Here is a 23,980-nt window from a genome sequence, read left to right on the forward strand (position 1 = left end):
TGACCGCGTCGAGTAACGCGGCGACGGTGTCCCGGTCGTGCAGCCGGGAGCCGAACCAGTAGGCGGCTTCGAGCCCGCCGATGCTGGCGACCCCGGCCGACCACGCGAGGAAGGCCAGCGCACCGCCGACGGCGGCCAGGCGGGGTGCGCCGCGCCGGTCCCGGCCCGCCCGGGAAATGCAGGGGTGCCCGCCCCCGTTTTGGCGGGCACCCCTGGGTCCTCAGCGGACGGCGACGAGTTCCCGGTCGGGGGTTGTCTCGGTCAGGCCGACCCGGGAGTGGATCCGGGCCAGCCAGGCCGGTGCCCACCAGTTGTAGCGACCCAGCAGCGTCATCGTGGCCGGCACCAGCAGCATGCGGACGATCGTCGCGTCGAGCACCACGGCCAGCACCAGGCCCAGGCCGACCGAGCGGATCGGGACGAAGCCGCCGGCCACGAAGCCCGCGAACACGACCGCCAGCAGGAGGGCCGCCGCTGTGACGATGCCGCCGGTCAGCTGGAGGCCCTCGGACACCGCGACCTCCGGGCGGGCGCCGGCCAGCCAGCGCTCGCGCATCCGGGACAGCAGGAACACCTCGTAGTCGACGGACAGGCCGAACGCGATGGCCGCGACCAGGACCGGGACGGTCAGGTTGGTGCCGTCCAGCGGGGACAGGCCGAGGTGGCCCTGCTGGAAGACCCAGACCACGGCGCCCAGGGCGGCGCCGATGCTGAGCAGGTTGGTCAGCACCGCCTTGATCGGCAGCACGATCGAACCGGTGAACAGGAACAGCAGGACCAGCGTGCCGAGCGCGACCAGGGCGATCGCCCATGGGAGCCGGTCGGCCAGCATGCCGCGGTAGTCGATCAGCCGGGCCGCGTCGCCACCGACGAGCTTGTCGCCGGGCAGGGCGCGCACGGCCTTGGCGACCTCGTCCTGGTAGGGCTGGTCGACGTCGGCCTGGACCAGTGCGAGGTTGCCGAGGGCGCTGACCTGGACCTCGCGTACGCCCGGCATGGTCTGGATCCGGTCGCGCAACGTCGTGGCCGCCGCGCTGTCGGGTGCGTCGGGCACGATCGCGGAGACCTCGTCGGGGCGGATCTCGTCGGGGTAGTGCACGGCCATCTGGTCGTGGAGGGCGCGGGTCTGGGTGCTCGCCGGCAGCAGCCGGGCGTCGCCGGTGGCCAGCCGCATGTCGAGCACCGGGATCGCGATGAACAGCATCGCGGCCAGCACGGTCAGCGCGGTGACCAGCGGGCGGCGTTGCACGATCCGGGCCAGCCGGGCGAAGACGCCGGCGCCGGCCGGCCGTGGGGCGCGGGCCTTGATCCGCTTGCCGACGAGCGCCAGCAGGGCGGGCAGCAGGGTCAGCGCGGCCAGCATGTCGAGCACGACGACGGCGGTGCCGGCGACGCCCATCGACCGCAGGAACGGGTCCGGGAAGACGGTCAGGCCGGCCAGGGCGATCGCGACGGTCAGGCCGGAGAACAGCACGGTACGGCCGGCGCTGCCGGCGGTGCGCAACACGGCCGGGCCGACCTCGGGGTCGATCGCCCGCTCCTCGCGGAACCGGTAGACGACCAGCAGGGCGTAGTCGACGGCGAGCCCGACGGCCAGCATCGTGACGATCTGGATCGAGTAGACGGACACGTCGGCGACCTGGCTGAACGCGAACAGGATGCCGAACGTGCCGCCGACGCCGACCACCGCGATCAGCAGCGGCAGCCCGGCGGCGAGCAGGCCGCCGAACACGATCAGCAGGAGCAGCAGCATGATCGGCGTGCTGAAGATCTCGGCGCGGGCCACGTCGCGGGCCGCCTGCTCGCTGAACTCGTCTTCGCTGAGCGAGCCGCCGGACACCGTCACGGTGCTGCCGGCCAGGCCGGTGCCGGCACGGATGCGTTCCGCCGCCTGCCCGGCGACCTCGTCGGCGCCCTCGGCCAGGTCCATCGTGACGGTGAAGAGCATCGCCCGCCCGGTTTCCGGCGCCGGCACCGGCGGGCTCACCTCGGCGACGCCCGGCATCGCCCGCACGTCGGCGCTGACCCGGTCGATCGCGGCGGCGACGGCCGGATCGGCGGCGTCGACGCCGCTGACGATCGCGGTGATCTGCTCGGGCTCCGGCGCGAGGGTCGCACCGAGGTCGCTGGCCCGGTCCGACTCGCTGCCGGGCACCACGCCGACGTCGCCGACGAGACGGTCGAAGACGCCGACACCGACGGTGAAGCCGGCGCCGACGACGGCCAGCCAGATCAGCAGAACGATGACCGGGCGGCGTACGGAGAAACGTGCCAGTGAGGTTGTCATGCCGTCGATCCAACGCATTTTCGGCGTGCGGCGGATCGCCGTCCGGAGTGGACCGTCCCTCACTCGCCGGAGCGAGGAACGACCAGTCCGGTCTCGTACGCGAGGACTACGGCCTGCACCCGGTCGCGCAGGTCGAGCTTGGTGAGCAGATTGCTGACGTGGGTCTTGACGGTGTGCTCGGTCACGAACAACTCGGCCGCGATCTCCGAGTTGGACAGCCCGCGCGCGACGGCCCGCAACGTTTCGGTCTCCCGTGCGGTGAGAGCGTCGAGCCGCCTGGTCGGCACCGGCTTACGGGGTTCCCGGGCCACCACGTCGGCGATCAGCCGCCGGGTCACCGTCGGCGCCAGCAGCGCCTCGCCACCGGCCACCACCCGCACGGCGTTCACCAGGTCGTCTCGGCGCATGTCCTTGAGCAGGAACCCGCTGGCGCCGGCGCGCAGCGCGTCGTAGACGTATTCGTCGAGGTCGAAGGTGGTCAGCACGAGCACCCGGGTGGCCGAGGAGGCGCAGATCCGGGCCGTGGCCGCGATGCCGTCGACGTTGGGCATCCGCACGTCCATCAGCACCACATCGGGCCGCAGCCGCTCGGCCGCGGCGACCGCCTCGGCGCCGTCGGCGGCTTCGCCGACCACGGTGATGTCGGGCTGGGCGTCGAGGATCAGCGCGAACCCGCCCCGGACCAGCTCCTGGTCGTCGGCCACGAGCACGCGGATCTGGTCAGCCATGCGGCTGCACGGGCACCACGGACTGCACGAGGGGGAGCGTAGCGTGCACGACGAATCCGGGGCCGTCGACCGCCGCTCCCGTGCGCAGGGCGCCGCCGCACGCGACCACCCGCTCCCGCATACCGATCAGGCCGTGCCCACCGGGCGCCGGCGGCCGGCGGCGCGGCCCGCGGCCGTCGTCGCGCACGTCCAGCACCAGCGCGGCCGGCTCCCAGCGGAGGCGCACGTCGACCTGGGCGGCGCGGGCGTGCCGGACCACGTTGGTCAGCGCCTCCTGCACCACCCGGTAAGCGGCGACCGCGGTGTCGGGCGGCACGGGCCGCCGCTGGCCGTCTTCGGCGAAGCTGACCACCAGCCCGGCGGCGCGGGCCTGCTCGACCAGCGGGCCGATCGCGTCGAGGCCCGGCTGCGGCGCGCGGGAGGCCGGCTCCGAGCGCAGCACTCCGAGGGTGCGGCGCAGTTGGGTGAGCGCGTCGCGGCCGGCGTCGGCGATCGCGTCGAACGCCCGCTCGGCCGCGCCCGGATCGCGGCGCACCACTACCGGCCCGGCTTCGGCCTGCACGACCATCAGGCTGACCGAGTGGGCGAGGGTGTCGTGCATGTCGCGGGCGATCCGTTGTCGCTCCCGCGAGGCTGCCTCGGCGTAGTCGGCGGCGAGTTGCTGTGCCCGGGCCTCGAGGGTGGCGATCAGGTCGCGGCGGGACCGGGCGATCGCGCCGAGGCCGTAGGCGCCGCCGAAGAGGATCAGCGTGGCCGCGACCGGCAGCGGGTTGCTCTTGGGCGTGAGCGAGATGCCCAACCCGACGATCGTGCCGCCGATGCCGACCAGCCGCCAGACCGGGTTGCCCAGCGCGGCGAAGGTGTAGGTGGCGACGAGCTGGCCGTAGGGCACCTCTTTGATCAGGTCGTTGACCGCGAGCACGGCGGTGGCGGTGCCGGTGACGAAGGTGACCGGCACGGGCCAGCGGCGCCGCCAGACCAGCGGCAGCGAACTGAGCGCGGCGAACAGATACATGCTGGGCGTGTCTTCGGCGTCGACCACCGGCGAGGCGATCGTCGCGAGATAGCAGAGCAGGGCGATGATCGCGTCGACCGCCAGCGGCGGGAGGCCGTAGGCAGCGTCGGCGGCCCGGCGCCTGAGCTCCGACAGCTTCCACACGCTGGCAGTATCCGACGCGCCGCCCGCCCGACGCCTCCCTCCCAGGAGGGAGACGGATTTTGTTCGGGACGATGTCGAAACCGGCCCGCGCCCGTTCGACCAACGGGTAGGAGAAGGACGACACGAGGAGGAACGTCGTGAAGGTCATGGTCATGATCAAGGTGGTCGGCACCGACGAGGAGCGGGTGGTCGGCAACGCCGAGATGCTGGAACCGATGGACGAATACAACGACAAGCTGACCAAGGCCGGGATCCTGCTCGACGCCGCGGGCCTGCGGCCGAGCGCCGAGGCCAAGCAGGTGGTCTTCGAGGGCGGGACCACGTCGGTGGTCGACGGCCCGTTCACCGAGGCCAAGGAGATCGTCGCCGGATACTGGATCTGGGAGGTCGGCACGGTGGAGGAGGCGCTCGAATGGGCGCGGCAGTGCCCGGTCGACCCGACGGTGGGGCGTGGGCGGCTGGAGATCCGGCCCTACTTCGACGAGGCCGATGTCCAGGCGCTGCGGGATTGAGCGCCCGGCCGGGGGAGGGAGCGGTGATGGACGCGCGGCGGACCGTGGACGCGGTGTGGCGGGTGCATTCCGCGCGCCTGGTCGCCGCCCTCACCCGGCTGGTGCACGACGTGGGGTTGGCCGAAGACTTCGCGCAGGACGCCTATCTGGCGGCGCTGGAGCAGTGGCCGCGCGAGGGAATCCCCGACGAGCCCGCGGGCTGGTTGCTGACCACGGCCCGCCGCCGGGCGATCGACATGATCCGGCGGGAGCGGGTACGCGACGAGAAGTACGCCCTCCTGGCGATCGACGAGGAGGCCGGCACCGGCACCGACAGTGAGTTGCTCTCGCTGGTCTTCGTCGCCTGCCACCCGGTGCTGTCCCAGGAGTCCCGGGCCGCGCTGACTCTGCGGCTGGTCGGCGGGCTGAGCACGGAGGAGATCGCCCGCGCGTTCCTGGTGCCGCCGGCCACGATCGGGCAGCGGATCTCCCGGGCCAAGCGCACGCTGGCCGCGGCCGAGGTGCCGTTCGCGGTTCCCGACCCCGACGACCTGCCGGCCAGGCTCGACGCGGTTCTGGAGGTCGTCTACCTGATCTTCACGGAGGGCCACTCAGCCACCTCGGGCGACCGCTGGATCCGCCGCGACCTGGCCGAGCGGGCGATGCGGCTGGGCCGGATGCTGGCCGCCCTGATGCCGGCCGAGCCCGAGGTCAACGGCCTGGTCGCGCTGATGGAACTGCAGGCGTCGAGATTCGCGGCCCGGGTCGGCCGGGACGGCCAGCCCGTGCTCCTCGAGGATCAGGACCGCGCCCGCTGGGACCGCACCCTGATCGCGCACGGTCTCGGTGCGCTGGCAAGGGCGCGGGCGCTGCGCAAGCCGCTCGGCCCCTACACGGTGCAGGCCGCGATCGCCGCGTGCCACGCCCGCGCACCACGCTTCGCCGACACGGACTGGAACGCGATCCTCGCGCTCTACGACGCGCTCACCCAACTCGCACCGTCGCCAGTGGTCCGCCTCAACCGCGTCGTCGCGGTGTTGCAGGTGGACGGTCCGCAGGCCGCTCTGGACGCGATCGACGAGCTGCGCGACGACCCGAGGCTGAGCCGCTATCACCTGTTCGGCGCGATCCGCGGCGACCTGCTGCTCCGGCTGGGCCGGCACGCCGAGGCCGCCGACGAGCTCGAGCGGGCGGCGGGGCAGGCACCGACCCGCCAGGAGCGCACGCTGCTGATGGAACGGGCGGCCGCCGCGACCCGCTGATCGCGGCGCGCCGCCGACGGGCATATCGACGCCCATGAAGCCGCGTCGCTCCCCGCGTCCCCTTCGGGCGGCACCCCGGAGCATAGGTCCGGCATTCGGGGGAAAGCGACCCAAATCGGAACCCGTCGAGGAGGGAATATGACCACCACGCTGCCGATGCTCGAGACCTACCCGAACCCGATCGAGCTGGATCGAGCAAAACTCGCGGAAACGATCGACGCGCTGGACGACTGCGCCGAGGCCTGCACGGCATGCGCCGAGGCCTGCCTGGGCGAGCCCGACGTGGCCGAACTGACGATGTGCATCCGCACGAACCTGGACTGCGCCGACGTCTGCGCCTCGGCGGCGCGGGTGCTCACCCGCTGGACGGGCTATGACGCCTCGATCGGAAGGGCGATGCTGGAAGCCTGCGCGACGGCCTGTGCGGTCTGCGCCGCGGAGTGCGAGCGCCACGCGGCAATGCACGAACACTGCAGGATCTGCGCCGAGGCCTGCCGCACCTGCGACCAAAGCTGCCGCGCCCTGTTGGCGACAATGGCTTAGGCCTTGTTCCGGGGCGGCGCCCCGGAACCTCAGGCGGCCGCCGCCCAATCCACGTGATACTCGAACACCTGACGCTGCGCATTGCTCGTCGAGGCCAGCTTGAGCACGGCGGGCATGACGGCGTCCCGGATAACCCTGCCCACCGGCCCCGCGGCCTTGCTGCTGTTGTTGCGGGCGGCCGCCTTGACGATCCGCTCGACCCGCGGCCGCCGCGACGCCTCGTAACGAGCGAACGCGTCGGCGGGATCCGGGTAGTCGCGGAGACACTTGGCCAACACCAAGCCGTCCTCGATGGACAACGAAGCGCCCTGCCCGGACGTCGGCGTCGGCGCGTGCGCGGCGTCACCGACCAACACCACGCGCCGCGAATGCCACGACCGGAGCCCACGCACAGACGAGATCGCGTCCATCGGCACCAGTTCCGGGGTCGTGCCGATCACCTCGACCGCCGGCCCGGCGTCCCCGTCGAACAGGTCGAGCAGGCGCGACCGCCAGTCGATGCCGGCCAACTCGCCGCGGGCGGGCTCGGCAGGGTAGGGCACGTTCGCGAACCACCAGACCTCGTCGCCCGGTGCGACCACGTAGCCGAAGAAGGCGCGCCGGCCGAAGATCATCTCGTAGTGGCCGGGCGGGGCGGAGACGGCTGCGCTCGGTGGGGCGAAACCGCCGTTGCCGACCAGCCCCGCATAGGCCGGCGCCGGGGCCGAGGGATCGAGGACCCGTCGCACGGCCGAGTGGATACCGTCGGCACCGACCAGCACGTCACCCTCGGCCGTGCTGCCGTCGGCGAACTTCGCGCGCACGCCGCCGGCGCTCTCGGTGAAGGAGACCAGCCGCTTCCCGGTCAACACCGGAATGTCGCGTGCGACCGTCTCGGACCGCAGCGCCCCGTCGAGGGCCGCGCGCCGCAGCGTGAAGGACGACACCCCCGGCGTCCGCATCGTGCCGAGTTCCTTGCCGGTGGTGCTGCGCAGCGTGATCCCCGGCGTCGGAAAGGCCGACGCCAGCGCCGCCCCGTCCGCGCCCAACACCCGCAACGCGTCGACACCGTTGGGCGCCAGCGTCAGGAACGCGCCCCCACGCGGCGCGGTGGACGCCTCGTAAACGGTGGCGTCGATCCCGGCCTTGCGCAGGGCCATCGCGGTCGCCGGCCCGGCGATGCCGCCGCCGATGACCAGTGCGGTACGGATCATGACTCGTCCCCCCTCTGCCCCGAGTGGAAGGCGGCCCACTGTGGACCCCACCCCGCCTCCGGATCGGTGATCTGACCGATGAACCGCTCGACGAAGGAGATCTCGGCGTCGAGCAGGGTGATGCGGAATTCCTCTTCGACCAGGAACAGCGGGTGCAGCCCGCCGGCCAGCGCGCCGTCGACGAGCGTCCGGGTCTCGGCCCGCTGCTCGGCCAGCCGGTCGGCCCGTAGCCGGAGCAGCGTGACCGCCTCGTCGGGCGGCAGGGCGGCGATCAGTGAGAGCGCGGCGACGAAATGCGGGTATTCGTGGTCGGGCTCGCCGACGAGTTCACGCAGCCAGTCGTGCAGTTCGGCGCGGCCGGCTTCGGTGATCGCGTACACCGTGCGCTCGGGTCGCTGCCCTTCCCGGCTGGTCTCCTGCTCGGCGATGAAGCCGGCCTTGGCGAGTTGCGAGATCACCATGTAGAGCGAGCCGTGGTTGAACCGGATGCTCCGGGCGTCGCCGTTGTCGCGCAGCGTGCGCGACAGCTCATAGGGGTGCTTGGGCCCCATCGTCAGGTAGGACAGCACCGCCAGGGCCAGCAGGTTGCCGACCTTCCGCTTGCTCGCCATCGCACGCCTCCATTAGTTGAGTCCAACTATCCACGATTGAATAGTCAGAGTCAACTAATGGGCGTCAGAGCCGGGCGGCGAGGCCGTCCAGCAGGCGCTCCAGTCCGTACTCGAAGGTCGTCTCCTGGAGCGCGCGGATGTCCAGCGGCGGCGCGCCCGGCCCGCCGTCCAGCCGGGGATAGGCCTCCCGTTGCTCCTCCAGGAAGGCGGCCACCGATTTGGTCAGGTCGGCCTCGGTCATCCCGGAGCGGGCCACCGCGGTGTGCCACGCCGCGGCGGTGATCGCCGCACCGATCGCGTGCGAGCTGAGCGCCGATGCCGCGTAGGTGGCCTCGGCCTGCGAAAAACCGGCCCGATCGAGCAACGTGATCATCGACTCGGCCAGTGCCATCGAGTTGGGCCCGACGTTGGGTCGCACACCGAAGAGGCTGGCGATCCAGGAATGCCGGAGCAGCACCTCCCGCAGGTCGCGGGCCATGGCGCCGGCGGCGGCGCGCCAGTCGTCGACGGGGTCCGGGATCCGGACCTCGCCCATCACCGCGTCGATGGCCAGGTCGAGCAGATCGTCCTTGTTGGCCACGTGCCAGTAGATCGAGGTCGCGCCGGAGCCGAGCTTGGCGCCCAGCCGGCGCATGCTCAGCCCGTCGATGCCCTCGGCGTCGAGCAGCTCGAGGGCCGCCTTGACGATCTGGTCGCGGCTCAGTGCCGGCGTGCCACTGCGGGGTCGCGCGGGGCGGGTCCACACCGAGCGCTCGAACGGGTCTGGCATCCGCTCATGGTAGCCGGGCTCGCACAGTGTACGAGTGAGTAGTACGGTGTTCTATGAAGTCGCACAGTGTACGAGGAGGTCCTCTCATGTCCACCTCTCAACGGGAGCCACGGCGCTGGCTGATCCTCGCCGTGCTCTGCCTGTCGCTGCTCGTCCTGGTCATCGACAACACGGTGCTCAACATCGCGATACCCACGCTGATCAGGGATCTGGGCGCCACCAACGCCGACATCCAGTGGATGATCGACGCGTACATCCTGGTGTTCGCGGGCCTGCTCCTGACCGCCGGCAGCCTCTCCGACCGCTACGGCCGCCGGCGCGGTCTGGTGATCGGCCTGGTGTTCTTCGGCGCCGCCTCGCTCGCCGCGTCGTTCGCGCAGTCACCCGGTCAGCTGATCGCGGCCCGCGCGGCGATGGGCGCCGGCGGCGCGTTCCTGATGCCCGGCACCCTCTCGATCCTGACCACCGTCTTCGACGACGACGAGCGCAAGAAGGCGGTCGCGGTCTGGAGTTCGGTGCTGATGCTGGGCGCGCTGGGCGGTCCCACCGTCGGCGGCCTGCTGCTGGAGCACTTCTGGTGGGGCTCGGTGTTCCTGGTCAACGTGCCGGTCGCGGTGCTCGGCATCATCGCCGCGTTGCTGATCATCCCGGAGTCGCGCGGCCCGGCCCGCCGCGCCGACCTGGTCGGCGCCCTGCTCTCGATGGTCGCTCTCACCGGTGTGGTCTGGGGCATCATCGAGGCGTCCCGCGACGGCTGGGGATCCGGCCCGGTCCTGGCCGCGTTCGCGGTGGGGACCGTCGGCCTGGTCGGCTTCGCGCTGTGGGAGCGCCGCGTCGCCGAACCGATGCTGCCCATGGCGCTGTTCCGCAACCGCGACTTCAGCGGCGCCAGCCTGTCGATCGTGCTGCTCGCGTTCGCCGGCGGCGGCATCCTGCTGGCGCTGACCCAGTACCTCCAGTTCGTGCTCGGGTTCTCGCCGCTGAAGGCCGGCCTGGCCCTGGCGCCGATGATCGCCGCGGTCATGGTGTTCAACGGCATCGGCGTGGTCCTCGACAAGCGGTTCGGCGCCCGGGCCGCGATCGTCACCGGCCTCGCGTTCCTCGGTGCCGGGTTCGGGTTGCTCGCGTCCACGTCGGCCGGTGACGGCTACGGCCATCTGGCGCTCGTGCTGGTGGTGACCGGCGCCGGCAGCGGCATGGTCGGTCCGTCGGCCTCCGGCACCCTGCTGGCCGCGCTGCCCAAGGACCGCGCCGGCGTCGGCTCCGCGGTCAACGACACCGTGCAGCAGGTCGGGCAGGCGCTCAGTGTCGCCGTGCTGGGCACCGTGCTGACATCGGCGTACACCTCGCGGATGCCGGCGTCGGCGCCCGGGGAGGCGCGCCACTCGATCGGCGAGGCGTTGGCGTCGGCGACGTCCACCGGCGACACGGGTCTCGTGGGGATCGCCCGCGCGGCGTTCGTCGGCGCCATGTCGATCACGTCGTGGGTCGGCGTCTTCGGAGCGGCCGGCGCCGTGCTGGTCGTGCTGTTGGTCATCCGCCGCTCGGACCCCGCGGCCGGCGCCGGGCAGCCGGTGCCCGCCGAGCCCGAGCGGGCCCCGGTGGCACACGGCTGACCGCCGCTCCGGTTGCGGTCCCCGATGCGACGTAGTTGGCTCGTCCGCCATGGGGACCGCGACGGCACGGCGGCCGCTGGTCGCGTTCCTGACGGCCGAGGGCGCGTCGCTGGCCGGCAACAAGATGACGATGCTGGCGTTGCCCTGGTTGGTGTGGACCACCAACGGTTCCCCGACCAGGGTGGGCCTCGTAGCGTTCGCGCAGACCGGTTGCTACGTGCTGGTGCGGCTGGCCGGGGCGCCGGTGATCAACCGGTTCGGCCGCAAGCGCTGCGCGGTCGCCGGCGGCCTGGCCAGCGCCGCCATCCTCGCCGCCGCGCCGTTGACCAGCCACCTCGGCGGGCTGCCGTTCCCGGCGCTGGTGGCGATCGTCGCCCTGCTCGGCGCCGTGCAGAGCCTGACCGACGCGGCGAAACGGTTGATGGTGCCCGACCTGGTCGCGGCCAGCGGCGCACCGCTGGAGCGGGTCACCTCGCTCTACGCCGGGGTGGAGCGGCTCTCGTTCCTGCTCGGCACGCCCGCCGCCGGCGTGCTGATCGCCGTGCTCGGCCCGGTCGACGTGCTGCTGGTCGACGCCGGCGCCGCACTGTTCGCCGCTATGCTGATCGCGGCACTGGTGCCGGCGGTGACCCGGCCGGAACCGAGCGCCGGGGGATACCTCGGCTCGATGCGCGTCGGGCTGGGCTACGTCCGCACCGACCGCTTGTTGCTGGCCATCGCCGCGCTGCTCTTCTTCACCAACCTGATCGACCAGGCGACCATGGCGGTGTACGTGCCGATCTGGATCGACCAGGTGGTCGGCGACCCGCTGGTGCTCGGCACGATCGCGGGCACCTACGGCCTCGGCGCGGTGCTCGGCTCGCTGCTGTTCGCCTGGCTCGGGCCGCGGCTGCCGCGCTATCCGACGTTCGCCGTCTCGTTGCTGCTGGCCGGCTCGCCGCTGCTGTTCGGCCTGGCGCTGACCACCAGCCTGCCGCTGCTGCTGGGCATCTGCGTGTGGGTCGGCGCGATGTCGGCGTCGATCAACCCGATCATCACCAGCGCGATGTTCGAGCGCGTGCCGGCCGACCTGCACGCCCGGGTCTTCGGGTTCACCGGGTCGCTGGCCTGGGCCGGCGTTCCGCTGGGCGGGCTGCTCGGCGGGTTGGCGATGGGCGTGCTCGGGCGTACGCCGGGATTGTTGTTCTCGGCGTTCGTCTATCTCGCGGTCACCCTGCTGCCGTTGGTCTTCGTGCGCCCGTGGCACCAACTCGAACGGCAGCCGGCCTGATCACCTCGACCTGCGCTCCACGTGCGCCTCGCTGCCCGGGAACACCAGGTTTTCGCTGCCGTCCGGCCAGCGCACCAGGTATGGCGGGCTGCCGTCGGCGTGGCGGACCTCGAGGATCTCGCCGTCGCGTCGCGGGTCGCCTACGTGGATGCCCTCGACGACGAGCCGGTCACCTACGACTGCTTGCATGGCGTGCCTCCGTCCCTCCCTCCCAGCTTGACTCGGTGGTGGGCTGTAGTGCAACACTAGAGTCCAACTTTAGCCAACTGGAGGCGCCATGCACGCTGTTGAAGCGTCGGGGCTGGTCAAGGCGTTCGGCGCGACCAGAGCGGTCGACGGCATCGATCTGACCGTCCCGGCCGGCTCGGTCTACGGGTTCCTCGGGCCCAACGGGGCCGGCAAGACCACGACCATCCGGATGCTGGCCACGCTGCTGCGGCCGGACGGCGGCAGCGCCCGGGTGTTCGGCCACGACGTGGTCACGGAGGCCGCGGCCGTGCGCGAGCGGATCAGCCTCACCGGCCAGTACGCGTCGGTCGACGAGACGCTGACCGGCCGGGAGAACCTGGTGCTGCTCGGCCGGCTGCACCGCATGTCCAAGGCCGCGGCCGTCGCGCGGGCGGCCGAGCTGCTCGACACCTTCGGTTTCACCGACACCGCGGATCGGCTGGTGCGCACCTACTCGGGCGGCCAGCGCCGCCGGCTCGACATCGCGGCCGGCCTGGTCGTCGCGCCCGACCTGCTCTTCCTCGACGAGCCGACCACCGGGCTGGACCCGCGCGGCCGCAACGACGTGTGGAGCCTGGTGCGCGGCCTGGTCGCCGACGGCGCCACCGTGCTGCTGACCACGCAGTACCTCGACGAGGCCGACCAGCTGGCCGACCGGATCGCGGTCATCGACCACGGGCGCCTGGTCGCCGAGGGGACCGGCAGCCAGCTCAAGGCCTCGGTCGGCGGCGGCACGCTGCGGGTGCGGCTGCGCGAGCCCGCGCAGCGCGACGCCGCGTGCCAGGTGTTGTGCCGGGTGCTGGGAGAGACCCTCGCGCTGGACGCCGATCCCGCCGTGGTCACCGCCCGGCCCGACGCGGCCGGCGCTGCCGCGACCGCGCTGGCCGAGCTGTCCTGGGCCGGGGTCGAGGTCGCCGAGTTCGCCCTTGGCCAACCCACCCTCGACGAGGTGTTCCTGGCCCTGACCGCGACGAAGGAGAAGGTCGCATGACCGCGCTCGTCTTCGGCGGCCGGGCGATCACGAGGTTCCGGCGCACCCCGATCCAGTTGCTCGACGTCGCCGTCCACCCGGTGGTGTTCACGCTGATCTTCACCTTCCTGTTCGGCGGGGCGATCGGTGGCTCGATCGACGCGTACATCGGCTATCTGGTCCCCGGCATTCTGGTGATGACCTTGCTGGTCACCACCGGCACCACCGGCGCGGCGCTGAGCGCCGACATCACCACCGGTGTGTACGACCGGTTCCGCACCCTGTCGATCCGCCCCGGCGCGGTGCTGGTCGGCGCCCTCATCGGCGACGTCGTCCGCTACACGCTGGCGTCGGTGGTGGTCATCGCGCTCGGTCTCGCGCTCGGCTTCCGCCCGGCCGGCGGGGTGCCCGGCGTGTTGGCCGCGGTGGCACTCGTGCTGCTGTTCGCGGTCAGCCTTTCCTGGCTCTGGACGCTGCTGGCGCTGGTGACCAGGACCCCCGGCGCCGTGCTCGCGTTGACCCAGGCGGTGCTCTACCCGCTGTCGTTCTTCAGCAACATCTTCACCACGCCCGCGACGCTGCCGGGCTGGCTGCAGGCCTTCGTCGAGGTCAACCCGGTGAGCCAACTGGTGACCGTGGCCCGGGCGCTGATGGCCGGCACCGCGCCCGGGGCGAGCCTGGCCTGGCTGCTGCTGGCCTGCGCGCTGCTGACCGCCGTGTTCGCGCCGCTGGCGCTGCGCCGGTTCCGGTCAGCCGGGTGAGGCATGATGCGGTGATGGATCAACGGCTGCTCTGGGAGCAACACTGCTGCCTGCCGCTCGTGCCCGCCGCCGATGTCGGCGAGCTGGCCCGCTACGAGCGGCCGGGCGGTGCGTACGTGTCGGTCAACGTCGGCTTCTCGCCGCACTCCACCGAGCTGGTCTTCGAGCTGCTGCACACGTGGCGGCGCGAGGTGACCGCGCACGACAAGCTCACGCTGGTCGACCGGGTGGCCGACATCGACGCGGCCACCCGTGCGGGCCAGGTCGGGGTGGCTTTCGACCTCGAAGACTCCGGGCCGCTCGGCGGGCGGCTCGAGCGGGTCAAGGAGTTCTACGACCTGGGCGTACGCACCCTGCTGCCGACCTACAACGTGCGTAACGCGGCCGGGTCCGGCTGCACCGACGCGGTCGACGAGGGGCTCACGGCGTACGGGCGGGATCTGGTCCGGGAGATGAACGCCGTCGGCATGGTGGTCGACGGTTCGCACTGCAGCGTGCGGACGGGCCTGGACCTGTCGGCCGTCACCGAAGCGCCGATGGTCTACAGCCACTCGTGCATGCGTGGCGTCTGGGAACACGAGCGCAACATCACCGACGACCAGGCCCGTGCGTGCGCCGAGACCGGCGGCGTGGTGGGCATCACCGGTGTCGGCATCTTCCTCGGGCCCAACGACGCCAGCCTGGAGGCGTTCGTCCGGCACGTCGACTACGCGGTCGAGCTGATCGGCCCGGAGCACGTCGGCATCTCCAGCGACTTCTCGTTCGACCTCGACGACCTCAACCGGGAGATGATGGCCAACCCGGAGCTGTTCCCGGAGATCTACACCCGCTGGGGGCCGATCACCATCATGCCGCCGGAGGACCTGCTCCGGGTCGAGCAGGCGCTGCTCGATCGCGGCTACCCGGACCACGCGGTCGCCGGCATCCTGGGCGGCAACTTCCGCCGCGTCGCGGAGCAGGTCTGGCGTTAGTCCTTTTTCAGAGCCGCCTCGACGGCGCCGATCCGGTCGGCGACCAGGCCGATCGCGCCGACCGCGCGGGTCATCGGGTCGTCGCCGGTGCCGCCGAGCGCCTTTTCCCGGAGGTAGGCGGCCTTGACGGCCTCCCACCGGTCTTTTTGGGCAGGCGTGAGCCGGCCACGCAGGGCGGCCAGCTTGAGCAGGTTGGCCTCGGCGGCGGCGGCCAGCGTCTGTGCCTCGCCCAGGTAGTGGTCGTCGAGGACGGCCTCCAGTTCCTCGTCGTTCATCACCGGCAGGATCCGCTCGGCCAGCTTGTTCATGTTGCGGTAGGAGCCCTGCAGCAGGAACGGCGGCTCGGTCCGCGCGGCGTCGTCCTGCCCGGCGGAGGCGATGTAGGCCCGGTTGACGGCGAGCACCACGTCCTGCACCCGGAGGAGCTTGGTCAGCACCGAGCGGATCTGGTTGAGCTCGACCGCCGGATAGGGATGCGCGAGCTGGTCCGGCAGCACCGAGGTGTCGCCGCGGGCCATCCGCACCAGCAGCTCCACGTCGCCACGCTCCCGTGTGGACAGTGGCGCCAGCACCGGGTTGGCGGTCAGCGAGTTTTCCACGTAGCTGAGCGCGAACAGCTCCTCGCGCCCGGAGAGCACGTCGCCCAGGTTCCAGACGTCGGCCCGGTTGGCCAGCATGTCCGGCACCCGGAACCGCTTGCCCGACTCGGTGTAGGGGTTGCCGGCCATGCACACCGCGAACCGCTTGCCGCGCAGGTCGTACGTGCGGGTCCGGCCGTCCCACACGCCCTCCATCCGGCGCTGCGCGTCGCACAGCGAGATGAACTTCTGCAACAGCTCCGGCGAGGTGTGCTGGATGTCGTCGAGGTAGAGCAGCACGTTGCTGCCCATCTCCAGCGCGAAGGAGATCTTCTCGACCTCTTGCCGGGCGGTCGCGTTCGGCGCCGAACCCGGGTCGACGGAGGTGACCTCGGCGCCCAGGGCCGGGCCGTTGACCTTCACGAAGACCAGGCCCAGCCGGCTGGCGACGTATTCCATCAGGGTGGTCTTGCCGTAGCCGGGCGGGGAGATCAGCAGCAGCAGGCCCGACTGGTCGACCCGCTTGGCGTCGCCGGCGGCGCCGACCTGGCGGGCCAGGTTGTCGGCGATCAGCGGGAGGTAGACCTCGTCGAGCAGGCGGTTGCGCACGAAGCCGGACATCACCCGCGGCTTGTGCTCGTCAAGCCGCAGCCGTTCGGCCGCGCGGGCCGTCACCGCCGCGCGCAGCCGCTGATAGCCGCGATAGGCGGGCACCCGACGATCACGGAACTCGCGGGTACGGGCCAGCGCCTCGTCCAGGCGCACCGTGAGCCGCCGCTCGGCGATCCGCGGGTGGGTACCCAGTAGACCGTCGACGGTCGCGGAAAGCTCGGCCGCCGAGTCGTAGCGGGGCAGGTCGCCGCCGCACAGCTCGATCGCCACGGCCTCGGGTAGGTCGGGATCGTCCTTGGCGTAGGCCGTCAACCACGCCTCGACGAGTTGGTGCCGGGCGGCCAGGTCGGTGCCGAGCGCGCGCAGGTCGTCGTCGAACTCGCGGGCCCGTGGCCGGCCGAGCGCCTTGCGAAAGCCGGCGACCAGGCTCCTGGCACCGGCGCTGGTGACGAAGCCGGTCGAGCCGGCGGCCAGTTCCTCGAACAGGTATTCGCCGGCCAGCGGGTGGTCGACCAGCCGGTGCGCGGTGATCGCGGCGGCGAACTCGGCTCGCAGATCGTCGATCGCCGGCGAGCCGCCGAACACCGCTCGGGCCCGGGCCAGCGAGGCGGCGCGGCGGGTCCATAGTGGCTTATCGCCTTCGGCCGCGCCGAACGCCCAGAAGAGCTGGGCTGCCGCCCGCGCCGCTGGGGGATAGCGCAGCAGCCCGGCCGCGGCGTGCAGGCGCAGCAGCGCATCGAGGATGGCGGTGGCGTCGGCGTCGTGGATGCCCCGCTCGTAGCCCTCGTCGATGCGCTCCTCGGCGGCCCGCCGGACCAGCTCGGCGAGGGTGCCGCCGGCTGCGGCCGCGTGCAGCCCGTCGAGGTCGTGGGCACGCTCGGCCAGGATCGAGGTGGCCAGGAACTCGGCGCGGCTGACCGCCGGCGACTCGGAGACCAGCGGCTGGCCCCAGAATTCGGCGGTGGTGGCGAACTCCGGGTCGTCGACCGCCTCGCGGAACTCGGTGCCGGTGACCGCGACCGCCATCGCGCCCTCGTGCGGCACCAGGGCCAGTTCGATCGCCTGGGTGTTGACGGCGAACCGGTGCCGGCCGAGCTGGATCGTCTCGCCGCCGTCGCGGAACAGGTCGATCCGGTCGCGCAGCGCCCGCCCGGCCTCCTGTCGCACGGCCTTGACGCGGCCGTCGAGCTCTTCGCCGCGGACGGCGTCGCCGAGCGCGCGCAGCTCGTCGGCGACCGAGCGGAGCTTGGCCACCATCGGGTCGGCGGCGAAGTAGGTGTTGACGTCGTCGAGCTTGTCCATCGTGGACGCACGACGGCGGATGCTGGTGAGGATCCGGTCGGCCGACTCGACCAGCCGGTCGGCGCGGCGCGAGCGCTCGTCGACGAGGGCCTGCTTGCGCGCCGCGAACGCCTCGTAGACGTCGGTGCGCTTGGTCGACAGCTCGGTCAGGAAGTCGTCGAACTCGCCGTAGCGGGACTCCAGGTTTTCCGCCTGGAGCAGCAGCCGGCCGAGCTGGTCGTCGCACGCCTCCGGCGTGGAGGCGGCCGCCAGCGCGCCGGTGACCGCCTGGTTGAGCAGCGCGAACTCGGCCGCGAAGCCCGCGCGGCCCTCGACCGCGGCCAGCTCGCGCCGGCGGGCGTCGAGGGTGGCGCGGGCCCGGTTGACCCCGCCGAGCACCTCGCCGATCCGCTCCAGGATCGCGGTGCGCACGGTCGCGTCGGCGATGTCGAGGGTGCCGACCACGTCCGTCACCAGCCGCAGCGCGTCGCCCTGCTCGGTCAGCAGCTCGCCGACCGGCGCCGCCGCGGCCACCGTCGGCACCTCGGCGCCCTCGGCGGTCAGCCGCTCGACCTCGGCGTGGTAGCCGGCGAAAGCGTCGTCGCGCTTGAGGAACTCGACCGCCCGGCGGGCGGCACCGTCGAGCTGGTCGGTCAGCTCGGCGGCGAGCGTGCCGATCCGGGCCAGGTCGACGTAGCGCAGTTCGCGCAGCGTCTCCAGGTGGCCCTGGGCCCGGCGCAGTTCGGCGAGCTGCCCGATCCAACCGTCGGTGCTGGCGGGCACCTCGCCGTTGACCCGCCGGACCAGCGACCCGATGTCGGTGGCGGCCTTCTCCAGCGCGGTCGCGGCCGCCGCGGTCAGCGCCTGCACCTTCTCGTACTCGTCGAGCACCTGCTCGGCGGTCGCCCGCACCTCGACCAGCGGCGTGCGCAGGTCACCCAGCTCGGCCTCGCCCAGCCAGTGGTAGTGGTCGAAGACCCGTACGCAGGTGGCGATCAGCGCCTCGAACACCGGCACCGACGGGCTCATCTCGCCGATCATCCGGGCCACCGAGAGCGCGTCGGAGATGCCGCGGACCAGGTCGGCGTTGCCGACGCGGGCCAGCGGACCGGTGCCGGCCGGCTGGCGCGCGGCGTAGGCGTCGGAGACGAACGGCGTCTGCCATACCTGCATCGGGTGCACCCGGGTCGGCTCGTCGGAGGTGGCCCGAAAGATCACCAGGGTGCCGTCGTCGAACACCGAATAGCCGTGGCACGACAGCGGGGTCGCGACCTCCTTGCGGATCACGTTGTAGGGCAGCAGCAGGCTGCGCCCGTCGGCCAGGGCGTGGAAGACGTAGAGCACGTCTTCGCCGTTGGGCGACCGGATCACCCGCTCGAAGACCAGGTCGGCGGTTTCGGTGTCGAACGTCTTGACCACGCCGGTGCTCAGGTAGAACCCGCCCGGGAAGATGATCCCATGGTCCTCGGGCAGCCGCTGGCAGGCCTGGCCGATGCCGTCGAGCCGCACGACACCCTTGGTGCGGGTGTTGAAGACCAGATAGCGCCAGGCATTCTCCTTGTAGGGGCGGACGCGCAGCAGGATCAGCGGCCCGACCCGGGCCCAGTGCACGTCGGCGTCGGCCAGGCTCTGCAGCGGCTGCTCGACGGGCTCGGAGTAGATGCCCTCGCCGGTCTCGGTGTTGTCCTCGACCTTGAGCGTGAGGTCGCCGCCGACCGTCTCGACGAACACCTCGCCGGCGATCGAGATGTGCGGAAAGCGGCCCTGCACATGGTCGTCGCGGGTCGTCTCCACCCACTCGAAGTCGTGGCTGGACGGGAACGTGTGGTCGCGCTCGCCCCGGTTGTCGACGTAGCTGACGTTGCCGTCGGGTGCCACCGCCCAGCGCAGCACCCGGATGTCTTCGGTGCGCGGGCCGGTCTGGAACACCGCCAGCAGCTTGCCCTCGACCTCGCGGAGGGTGGCCAGCCGGGTCTCCCGGTAGTAGCGGTAGAGCTCGGCGAAGTCGCGGTGGAACGTCTCGTCGTCGAGCAGCCCGGGCACCTCGGTGGCCGGCACGTCGTCGAACCGGAACGCCTCGCCGTCGCGCAGGAAACGGTGCAGGGAGAACACGTCGCCGACCGTGGTCTCCGGCTTGAGGCCGAGGAACACGTTGTAGCCGAACAGCATCAGGCCGGCGGCCGGCACGATGTCGCGCGGCACGCAGTTGTGTTCGGTGCGGACCCGGTCGGTGCCGACCAGGCGCAGTTCCGCGCTGCCGAACTCGGCGAGCCGCCGGGTGTTGAGCTCCTCGGCCCGGCGGGCCAGTTCGGCGGCCCGCGCGGCCAGCCGGTCGCGCAGCACCTCGTAGGTGCCGGCGTCCAGACTGGCGGTCGCGGTTGCCGTGTCAGCCACGGGCGTTGGCGTTGAGCGCCGCCACCGGCGCGTCGGCCACGCCGAGCTTCTCCGCCGCGGTCAGCAACTCGCGCAGCTTGCCCGTCTCGGCGCCGCCGGCCTTGATCTGCTGGAGCAGAAAGGCCGACAGCGTCAGGTTGCTGATGTCGGCGGTGTTGACCTTGCCGAGCAGCTTGCCGAGGTCGTCGGCGAAGCTCGACGAGCCGTCGAGCCAGGGGCCGGCCAGCGACGTGGCCACCGTCGAGTTGCCGACGAAGCCGTCGACGCTCTTGCCGACCGAGATCGCACCGATCAGCCGGTCGAAGAAGATGCTGTCGCCGCCCACGATGTCGATGTCGGCCTTCTCCAGACCCTTGCCGATGATCGACGCCTGCGCCTCGGCGACCTGCCGCTGCACGTCGATACCGGCCAGCCGGATCTCCTTCTCGGCCTCCAGCCGCAGCCGGTATTCCTCGTGCTCGCGGGTCGCGTCGTCGAGCGCCGCCATCGCCGCCGCCTTCTCGGTCAGACCTTCGGCCTCGCCCTTGAGCTTCTCGCGCATGCCCTCGGCCGCCGCGATCGCCTTCTCCCGGTCGACGATCGCCTCGGCCCGGCCGACCTTCTCGATCGCGTCGGCGTCACGCTCGCGCACCTGCACGTCGGCCAGCCCCGTGGCGGCCGCCTCGGCCTGGGCGCCCTCGGCCAGCCGGATCTTGGCGCGGGTGTCCAGCTCGGCGGCCTGCTGCCGGGCCTCGGCCAGCACTAACTGCTCGCGGGCCCGGAACTTGGCCGCGGCTTCGGCCGCCTCCGCCGCCTTGATGTCCTTGACCAGGTTCTCCTGTGCCATCGCCTCGGCCTGGATGATCGTCGACTGGCGCAGCCGCTCGGCCTCTTCGACCACCCGCAGCCGCTTGATGATCTCTTCCTGCTCGGCGACCGTCTTCTCCACCGCGATCCGCTCGCGGACCACCTCGGCGATCGCCCGCTTCTCGACCTCGACCTCTTTGTTCTTGGCGATCGTCGACAGCTCGGTCTCCCGCTCGCGGCCGATCACCTCGAGCATCCGATCCTTCTCGATCCGCTCGGTCTCGATCGCGATGACCCGCTCGCGGTTCTTCTCCGCGACCGCGATCTCTCGGGCCTGGTTCTCCCGCTGGACGCCGAGTTGCTCGTCGGTGCGCAGGTTGGCGGAGTTGTAGCGCAGCCGCTGCTCCGCCCGGACCAGCTCGGTCTCCGCCTCTTCGCGGGCCTTCATGGTGTCGATCTCGCGGCGCTGCTTGATCTCCGCGTCGGCCTGCCGCCGTTCCAGCTCGAGGATGGCTTCCTTGGCGTCGACGTTCTGGCGGGTGATCTCCTTCTCCTCGTTGCGCCGGAACTCGTTGGTCCGCACGTTCTCCGCGGCGGTCAGCTCGGTGATCTTCCGGATGCCCTGCGCGTCGAGGATGTTGCGCGGGTCGAGCTGGTCGAGCGGGGTCTGCTCCAACACGTCGATCGCGGCGTCTTCGAGTGAGTATCCATTGAGGTCGGTGCCGATGACGGCGATGATCCGGTCGCGGAACTCGTCGCGCTTGGTGTAGAGGTCCACGAAGTCGAGCTGCTTGCCGACCGTCTTAAGGGCCTCGGAGAACTTGGCGCTGAACAGCTCCTGGAGCGTCTCCCGGTCGCTGGCGCGGGCCGTGCCGATCGCCTGGGCCACCTTGACCACGTCTTCGGCGGTCTTGTTCACGCGTACGAAGAAGGTGATTTTGATGTCGGCCCGGATGTTGTCCTGACAGATCAGCCCGTCGTTGCCGAACCGCTCGATGTCGATCGTCTTCACCGAGATGTCCATGATCTCGGACTTGTGGAACACGGGCAGCACGACCGCGCCGGTGAACGTGACGTCGACCTTCCGGGTCTTCGAGATGATCAGCGCCTTGCCCTGCTCGACCTTGCGGAACAGCCGGCTGACCAGCAGCAACGTGCCGAGGACGACGAGCACCAGCACGAGCAGGAGGACGAGGAACCCGAGCGAGATGACGTCCATCAACGGTCCTTCGGTCGATTCGAGAGGTCGGCCGGCACGACCCAGAAGAACTCGCCGGCGGAGTCGTAGTCGTAGATCACCGCACGCGTACCGGCGGCGAAGCTGTCGGCGCCGGTCTGGCGCACCTGGACGATGGCCGACGACCCGTCGGCGGCGTGCACCTCGGCCTGGCCGAAGTCGGTGCCCACCCGCCCGGTGCGGATGACACACTCGCGCCCGACGAAGTCGTGCCGCGACGCCTCAGGCCCGGTCGGGAACAACCGCCGCAATGGCCGGCGAAGCTGGTTGGCGACCACCCAGGCGACCGCGAGGCTGGCGGCCAGCACGAGGATGTCGAGGAAGACGTTCTCGGGCAGCACAACGGTGCCGACCAGACTGGCGAACCAGGCCACCGCGATCACAATGGACAGCACGACGGTGCCCGCTGTGCCGCCGAGCCCGAGCCGGTCGAGCAGGTCGTCGAGCCCACCGTCGGTGTCGGTGTCGAGCCCACCCGCGAGCACCACGATCCAGTAACAGATCACGACGGCGAGCAGGACGGTGAAGACGACGGACGGAAAGCCCAGAGCGGTGTCGATGAAGTCGCCCACCTGTCGAAACCACCCCCATGAATGTTCCTCAGGATGATGGCACGGGCGCACAAACATGGGCTCATCCGAATGTCGGATGAGCCCATGATCGAATTGGTCAGCATGGGCAGGTCGCGGCCTTGGGTTGTGCGGGCACCGGCATCGCCGTCGCCGCCCGCTTGACGTCGGCGAGCATCCGCTGGCGTTCGGTCGGGCCGATCACCCGGCCGCGGACCACGACGGAGTTGATGCGGGTCGTGTTGCGGATGTCGCGCAGCGGGTCGGCGTCGAGCAGGACCAGGTCGGCGACGTTGCCGCGTTCGATCGTGCCGCGGTCGCGGGCGCCCAGGTAGCGGGCCGGTTCCACGGTCGCGGTCTGTAGGACCCGCATGGTGGACAGACCCGCCTGCGACAGGCGGGCCAGCTCGTCGTGCAGACTGAAGCCGGGCATCAGGTAGGACGTGCCGTTGTCGGTGCCGGCCAGCAGCGGGACCCCGGCCCGGTCCAGGTCGTTGACCAGGCTCAACCGGCGTTCGAAGAGCTCGCGGCCGCGGGCGTCCTGCTCGGGCGTACGGCCGTTGAGGTAGATCAGTTCGAGGGCGTAGGCCCAGAACTCGCGCGTCGCGGCCGGGAAGTAGGCGTAGCGCGGGTCGTTCATGGGTGTGTCGCCGGGCATGTCGGTGAACGTGTGCAGCACCAGCGTCGGGGTGACCCGGGTGCCGTTGCGGGCCAGGCGGGCGAAGACGCCGGCCGCCTTGTGCCGGTCGTAGCTGCGGGCGGCCGCGTACTCGTAGGGGTGCATCTTGTTGAGCCAGCCGTTGTATTCGCCGCCGGCGATCGGCACCGCGGTGATGTCACGGCGCAACTCCTCCTCGCGGCTGGAGGTGTCGTACCAGATCTGGAAGAGGTGTTCGACGCTGGCCAGGCCGGCGTCGCTGGCCTCGGTCAGCTGCACGAAGTCGGAGACGTGGCCGAGGAACGGGATCCGCTGCCGGCGCGCCTCGTCGGCGATGGCGAAGAACGTCGGCCGGGACAGTCGCGTGTAGACCTTCACGAAGTCGGCGCCGGCATCCTTCTGCGCGCGGACCGTGGCCCGGCCCTCCTCGGGCGTCGCGGCCGCGATGTAGGGCGCGCCCAGGCCCTCCCACAGCGACGGTGACCCGTCGACGATCGGGCTGCCGACGGTCCACCTCGGGCCGAGCCGGGTGCCGGCCTCGATCTCGCGGCGCCACCGGCTGGTGTCGTCGTTGGCGGTCATATCGCGCACGGTGGTGATGCCGTTGGCGATGTGCAGCGGGGGCTCGATGGCCTCGCCGTCGAACGTATGGTTGTGCATGTTGGCCAGGCCTGGGATGAGAAACCTGCCGCGCCCGTCGATCACCTCGGCGCCGGCCGGCACGCCGATCCGCCGGCTCGGCTCGACGGCGAGGATGCGGCCGTCGCGCAGCACGACGGTCGTGTCGCGCTTGGCCGGAGCGCCGGTCGCGTCGATGACAGTGACGTGGGTGATGGCGGTGACCCGGTCGGCCGCTGAAGGCTCGCGCGGTGCCGCGCTGGCCCGGCCAAGACCGACGGCGGCGCCCGTGGCGAGCCCGGCGGCGCCGGCGAGGACCGTACGGCGGGAGATGTCGCTGCGCTGCATGTCTCTACCCTTTCGATTTCGTGACCGGCTGTCGGCATTC

Annotated in this window: 19 protein-coding genes; 8 read left to right on the forward strand and 11 right to left on the reverse strand. The window is 71.6% G+C overall.

Features of this window, described 5'->3' with window-relative positions; translation table 11 throughout:
* Positions 1-220: 220 nt before the first annotated feature.
* From AB0J74_RS28275 to AB0J74_RS28285, 3 genes are read right to left on the reverse strand one after another with little or no spacing between them, the layout of a single operon-like run.
* The gene (locus AB0J74_RS28275) at positions 221-2,287 is read right to left on the reverse strand and encodes an MMPL family transporter (protein WP_363453182.1); all 2,067 of its coding nucleotides are present in this window, start codon (positions 2,285-2,287) and stop codon (positions 221-223) included.
* Positions 2,288-2,346: 59 nt separating this feature from the next.
* Positions 2,347-3,015 (reverse strand): response regulator transcription factor, encoded by a 669-nt coding sequence (locus AB0J74_RS28280; RefSeq protein WP_363453184.1) that lies wholly within the window; start codon positions 3,013-3,015, stop codon positions 2,347-2,349.
* On the reverse strand, positions 3,008-4,174 hold the full coding sequence (locus tag AB0J74_RS28285; protein ID WP_363453186.1) for a histidine kinase: 1,167 nt from the start codon (positions 4,172-4,174) through the stop codon (positions 3,008-3,010). Before AB0J74_RS28285 ends, AB0J74_RS28280 begins: the two co-directional genes overlap by 8 nt.
* A gap of 146 nt (positions 4,175-4,320) precedes the next feature.
* Here AB0J74_RS28285 and AB0J74_RS28290 point away from each other — a divergent pair, with 146 nt between their 5' ends.
* From AB0J74_RS28290 to AB0J74_RS28300, 3 genes are all read left to right on the forward strand, one after another.
* Positions 4,321-4,686 carry a YciI family protein gene (locus AB0J74_RS28290; protein WP_363453489.1) on the forward strand — a complete coding sequence of 122 codons (366 nt, stop codon included), beginning with the start codon at positions 4,321-4,323 and terminating at the stop codon, positions 4,684-4,686.
* 26 nt (positions 4,687-4,712) lie between these two features.
* Entirely contained in the window at positions 4,713-5,927 is a 1,215-nt protein-coding gene (locus AB0J74_RS28295; protein WP_363453188.1) for an RNA polymerase sigma factor, read from the forward strand.
* A gap of 138 nt (positions 5,928-6,065) precedes the next feature.
* Positions 6,066-6,470 (forward strand): four-helix bundle copper-binding protein, encoded by a 405-nt coding sequence (locus tag AB0J74_RS28300; protein ID WP_363453190.1) that lies wholly within the window; start codon positions 6,066-6,068, stop codon positions 6,468-6,470.
* Between the two features lie 29 nt (positions 6,471-6,499).
* Here AB0J74_RS28300 and AB0J74_RS28305 read toward each other — a convergent pair whose 3' ends face one another.
* The 3 genes from AB0J74_RS28305 to AB0J74_RS28315 form a co-directional block, all read right to left on the reverse strand.
* Positions 6,500-7,663, reverse strand: coding sequence for an FAD-dependent monooxygenase (locus AB0J74_RS28305; protein WP_363453192.1), 1,164 nt, complete (start codon positions 7,661-7,663; stop codon positions 6,500-6,502).
* Positions 7,660-8,274 carry a PadR family transcriptional regulator gene (locus tag AB0J74_RS28310; protein ID WP_363453194.1) on the reverse strand — a complete coding sequence of 205 codons (615 nt, stop codon included), beginning with the start codon at positions 8,272-8,274 and terminating at the stop codon, positions 7,660-7,662. The genes AB0J74_RS28305 and AB0J74_RS28310 overlap by 4 nt, the downstream gene beginning before the upstream one ends.
* A 64-nt stretch (positions 8,275-8,338) precedes the next feature.
* The gene (locus AB0J74_RS28315) at positions 8,339-9,043 is read right to left on the reverse strand and encodes a TetR/AcrR family transcriptional regulator C-terminal domain-containing protein (protein WP_363453196.1); all 705 of its coding nucleotides are present in this window, start codon (positions 9,041-9,043) and stop codon (positions 8,339-8,341) included.
* Between the two features lie 86 nt (positions 9,044-9,129).
* Here AB0J74_RS28315 and AB0J74_RS28320 point away from each other — a divergent pair, with 86 nt between their 5' ends.
* Both AB0J74_RS28320 and AB0J74_RS28325 read left to right on the forward strand, forming a co-directional pair.
* Positions 9,130-10,659, forward strand: a complete 1,530-nt coding sequence (locus AB0J74_RS28320; RefSeq protein WP_363453198.1) for an MFS transporter — start codon at positions 9,130-9,132, stop codon at positions 10,657-10,659.
* Between the two features lie 49 nt (positions 10,660-10,708).
* Positions 10,709-11,929, forward strand: a complete 1,221-nt coding sequence (locus AB0J74_RS28325) for an MFS transporter (protein WP_363453200.1) — start codon at positions 10,709-10,711, stop codon at positions 11,927-11,929.
* On the opposite strand, the gene AB0J74_RS28330 is transcribed toward AB0J74_RS28325, so the two are convergent.
* Positions 11,930-12,118, reverse strand: coding sequence for a DUF1918 domain-containing protein (locus AB0J74_RS28330; RefSeq protein WP_363453202.1), 189 nt, complete (start codon positions 12,116-12,118; stop codon positions 11,930-11,932).
* Positions 12,119-12,206: 88 nt separating this feature from the next.
* Between AB0J74_RS28330 and AB0J74_RS28335 the strand changes: the two genes are divergently transcribed.
* From AB0J74_RS28335 to AB0J74_RS28345, 3 genes are read left to right on the forward strand one after another with little or no spacing between them, the layout of a single operon-like run.
* On the forward strand, positions 12,207-13,148 hold the full coding sequence (locus tag AB0J74_RS28335; protein ID WP_363453204.1) for an ATP-binding cassette domain-containing protein: 942 nt from the start codon (positions 12,207-12,209) through the stop codon (positions 13,146-13,148).
* Positions 13,145-13,888 (forward strand): ABC transporter permease, encoded by a 744-nt coding sequence (locus AB0J74_RS28340; RefSeq protein ID WP_363453206.1) that lies wholly within the window; start codon positions 13,145-13,147, stop codon positions 13,886-13,888. Before AB0J74_RS28335 ends, AB0J74_RS28340 begins: the two co-directional genes overlap by 4 nt.
* Positions 13,889-13,902: 14 nt before the next feature.
* The gene (locus tag AB0J74_RS28345; protein WP_363453208.1) at positions 13,903-14,859 is read left to right on the forward strand and encodes a membrane dipeptidase; all 957 of its coding nucleotides are present in this window, start codon (positions 13,903-13,905) and stop codon (positions 14,857-14,859) included.
* Here the strand turns inward: AB0J74_RS28345 and AB0J74_RS28350 are convergent.
* The 4 genes from AB0J74_RS28350 to AB0J74_RS28365 all read right to left on the reverse strand — a co-directional run bounded on the left by AB0J74_RS28350 (position 14,856) and on the right by AB0J74_RS28365 (position 23,940).
* Complete coding sequence (locus AB0J74_RS28350; protein ID WP_363453210.1) at positions 14,856-19,724, reverse strand: DNA repair ATPase; 4,869 nt, start codon at positions 19,722-19,724, stop codon at positions 14,856-14,858. The genes AB0J74_RS28345 and AB0J74_RS28350 overlap by 4 nt on opposite strands.
* Positions 19,717-21,729, reverse strand: a complete 2,013-nt coding sequence (locus AB0J74_RS28355) for a flotillin family protein (protein ID WP_363453212.1) — start codon at positions 21,727-21,729, stop codon at positions 19,717-19,719. Before AB0J74_RS28355 ends, AB0J74_RS28350 begins: the two co-directional genes overlap by 8 nt.
* Positions 21,729-22,319, reverse strand: coding sequence for a hypothetical protein (locus tag AB0J74_RS28360; protein ID WP_363453214.1), 591 nt, complete (start codon positions 22,317-22,319; stop codon positions 21,729-21,731). Before AB0J74_RS28360 ends, AB0J74_RS28355 begins: the two co-directional genes overlap by 1 nt.
* A 97-nt stretch (positions 22,320-22,416) precedes the next feature.
* On the reverse strand, positions 22,417-23,940 hold the full coding sequence (locus AB0J74_RS28365; RefSeq protein WP_363453216.1) for an amidohydrolase family protein: 1,524 nt from the start codon (positions 23,938-23,940) through the stop codon (positions 22,417-22,419).
* Positions 23,941-23,980 lie beyond the last annotated feature (40 nt).

The sequence above is a fragment of the Asanoa sp. NPDC049573 genome, assembly GCF_040676615.1.
GTDB lineage: Bacteria > Actinomycetota > Actinomycetes > Mycobacteriales > Micromonosporaceae > Asanoa.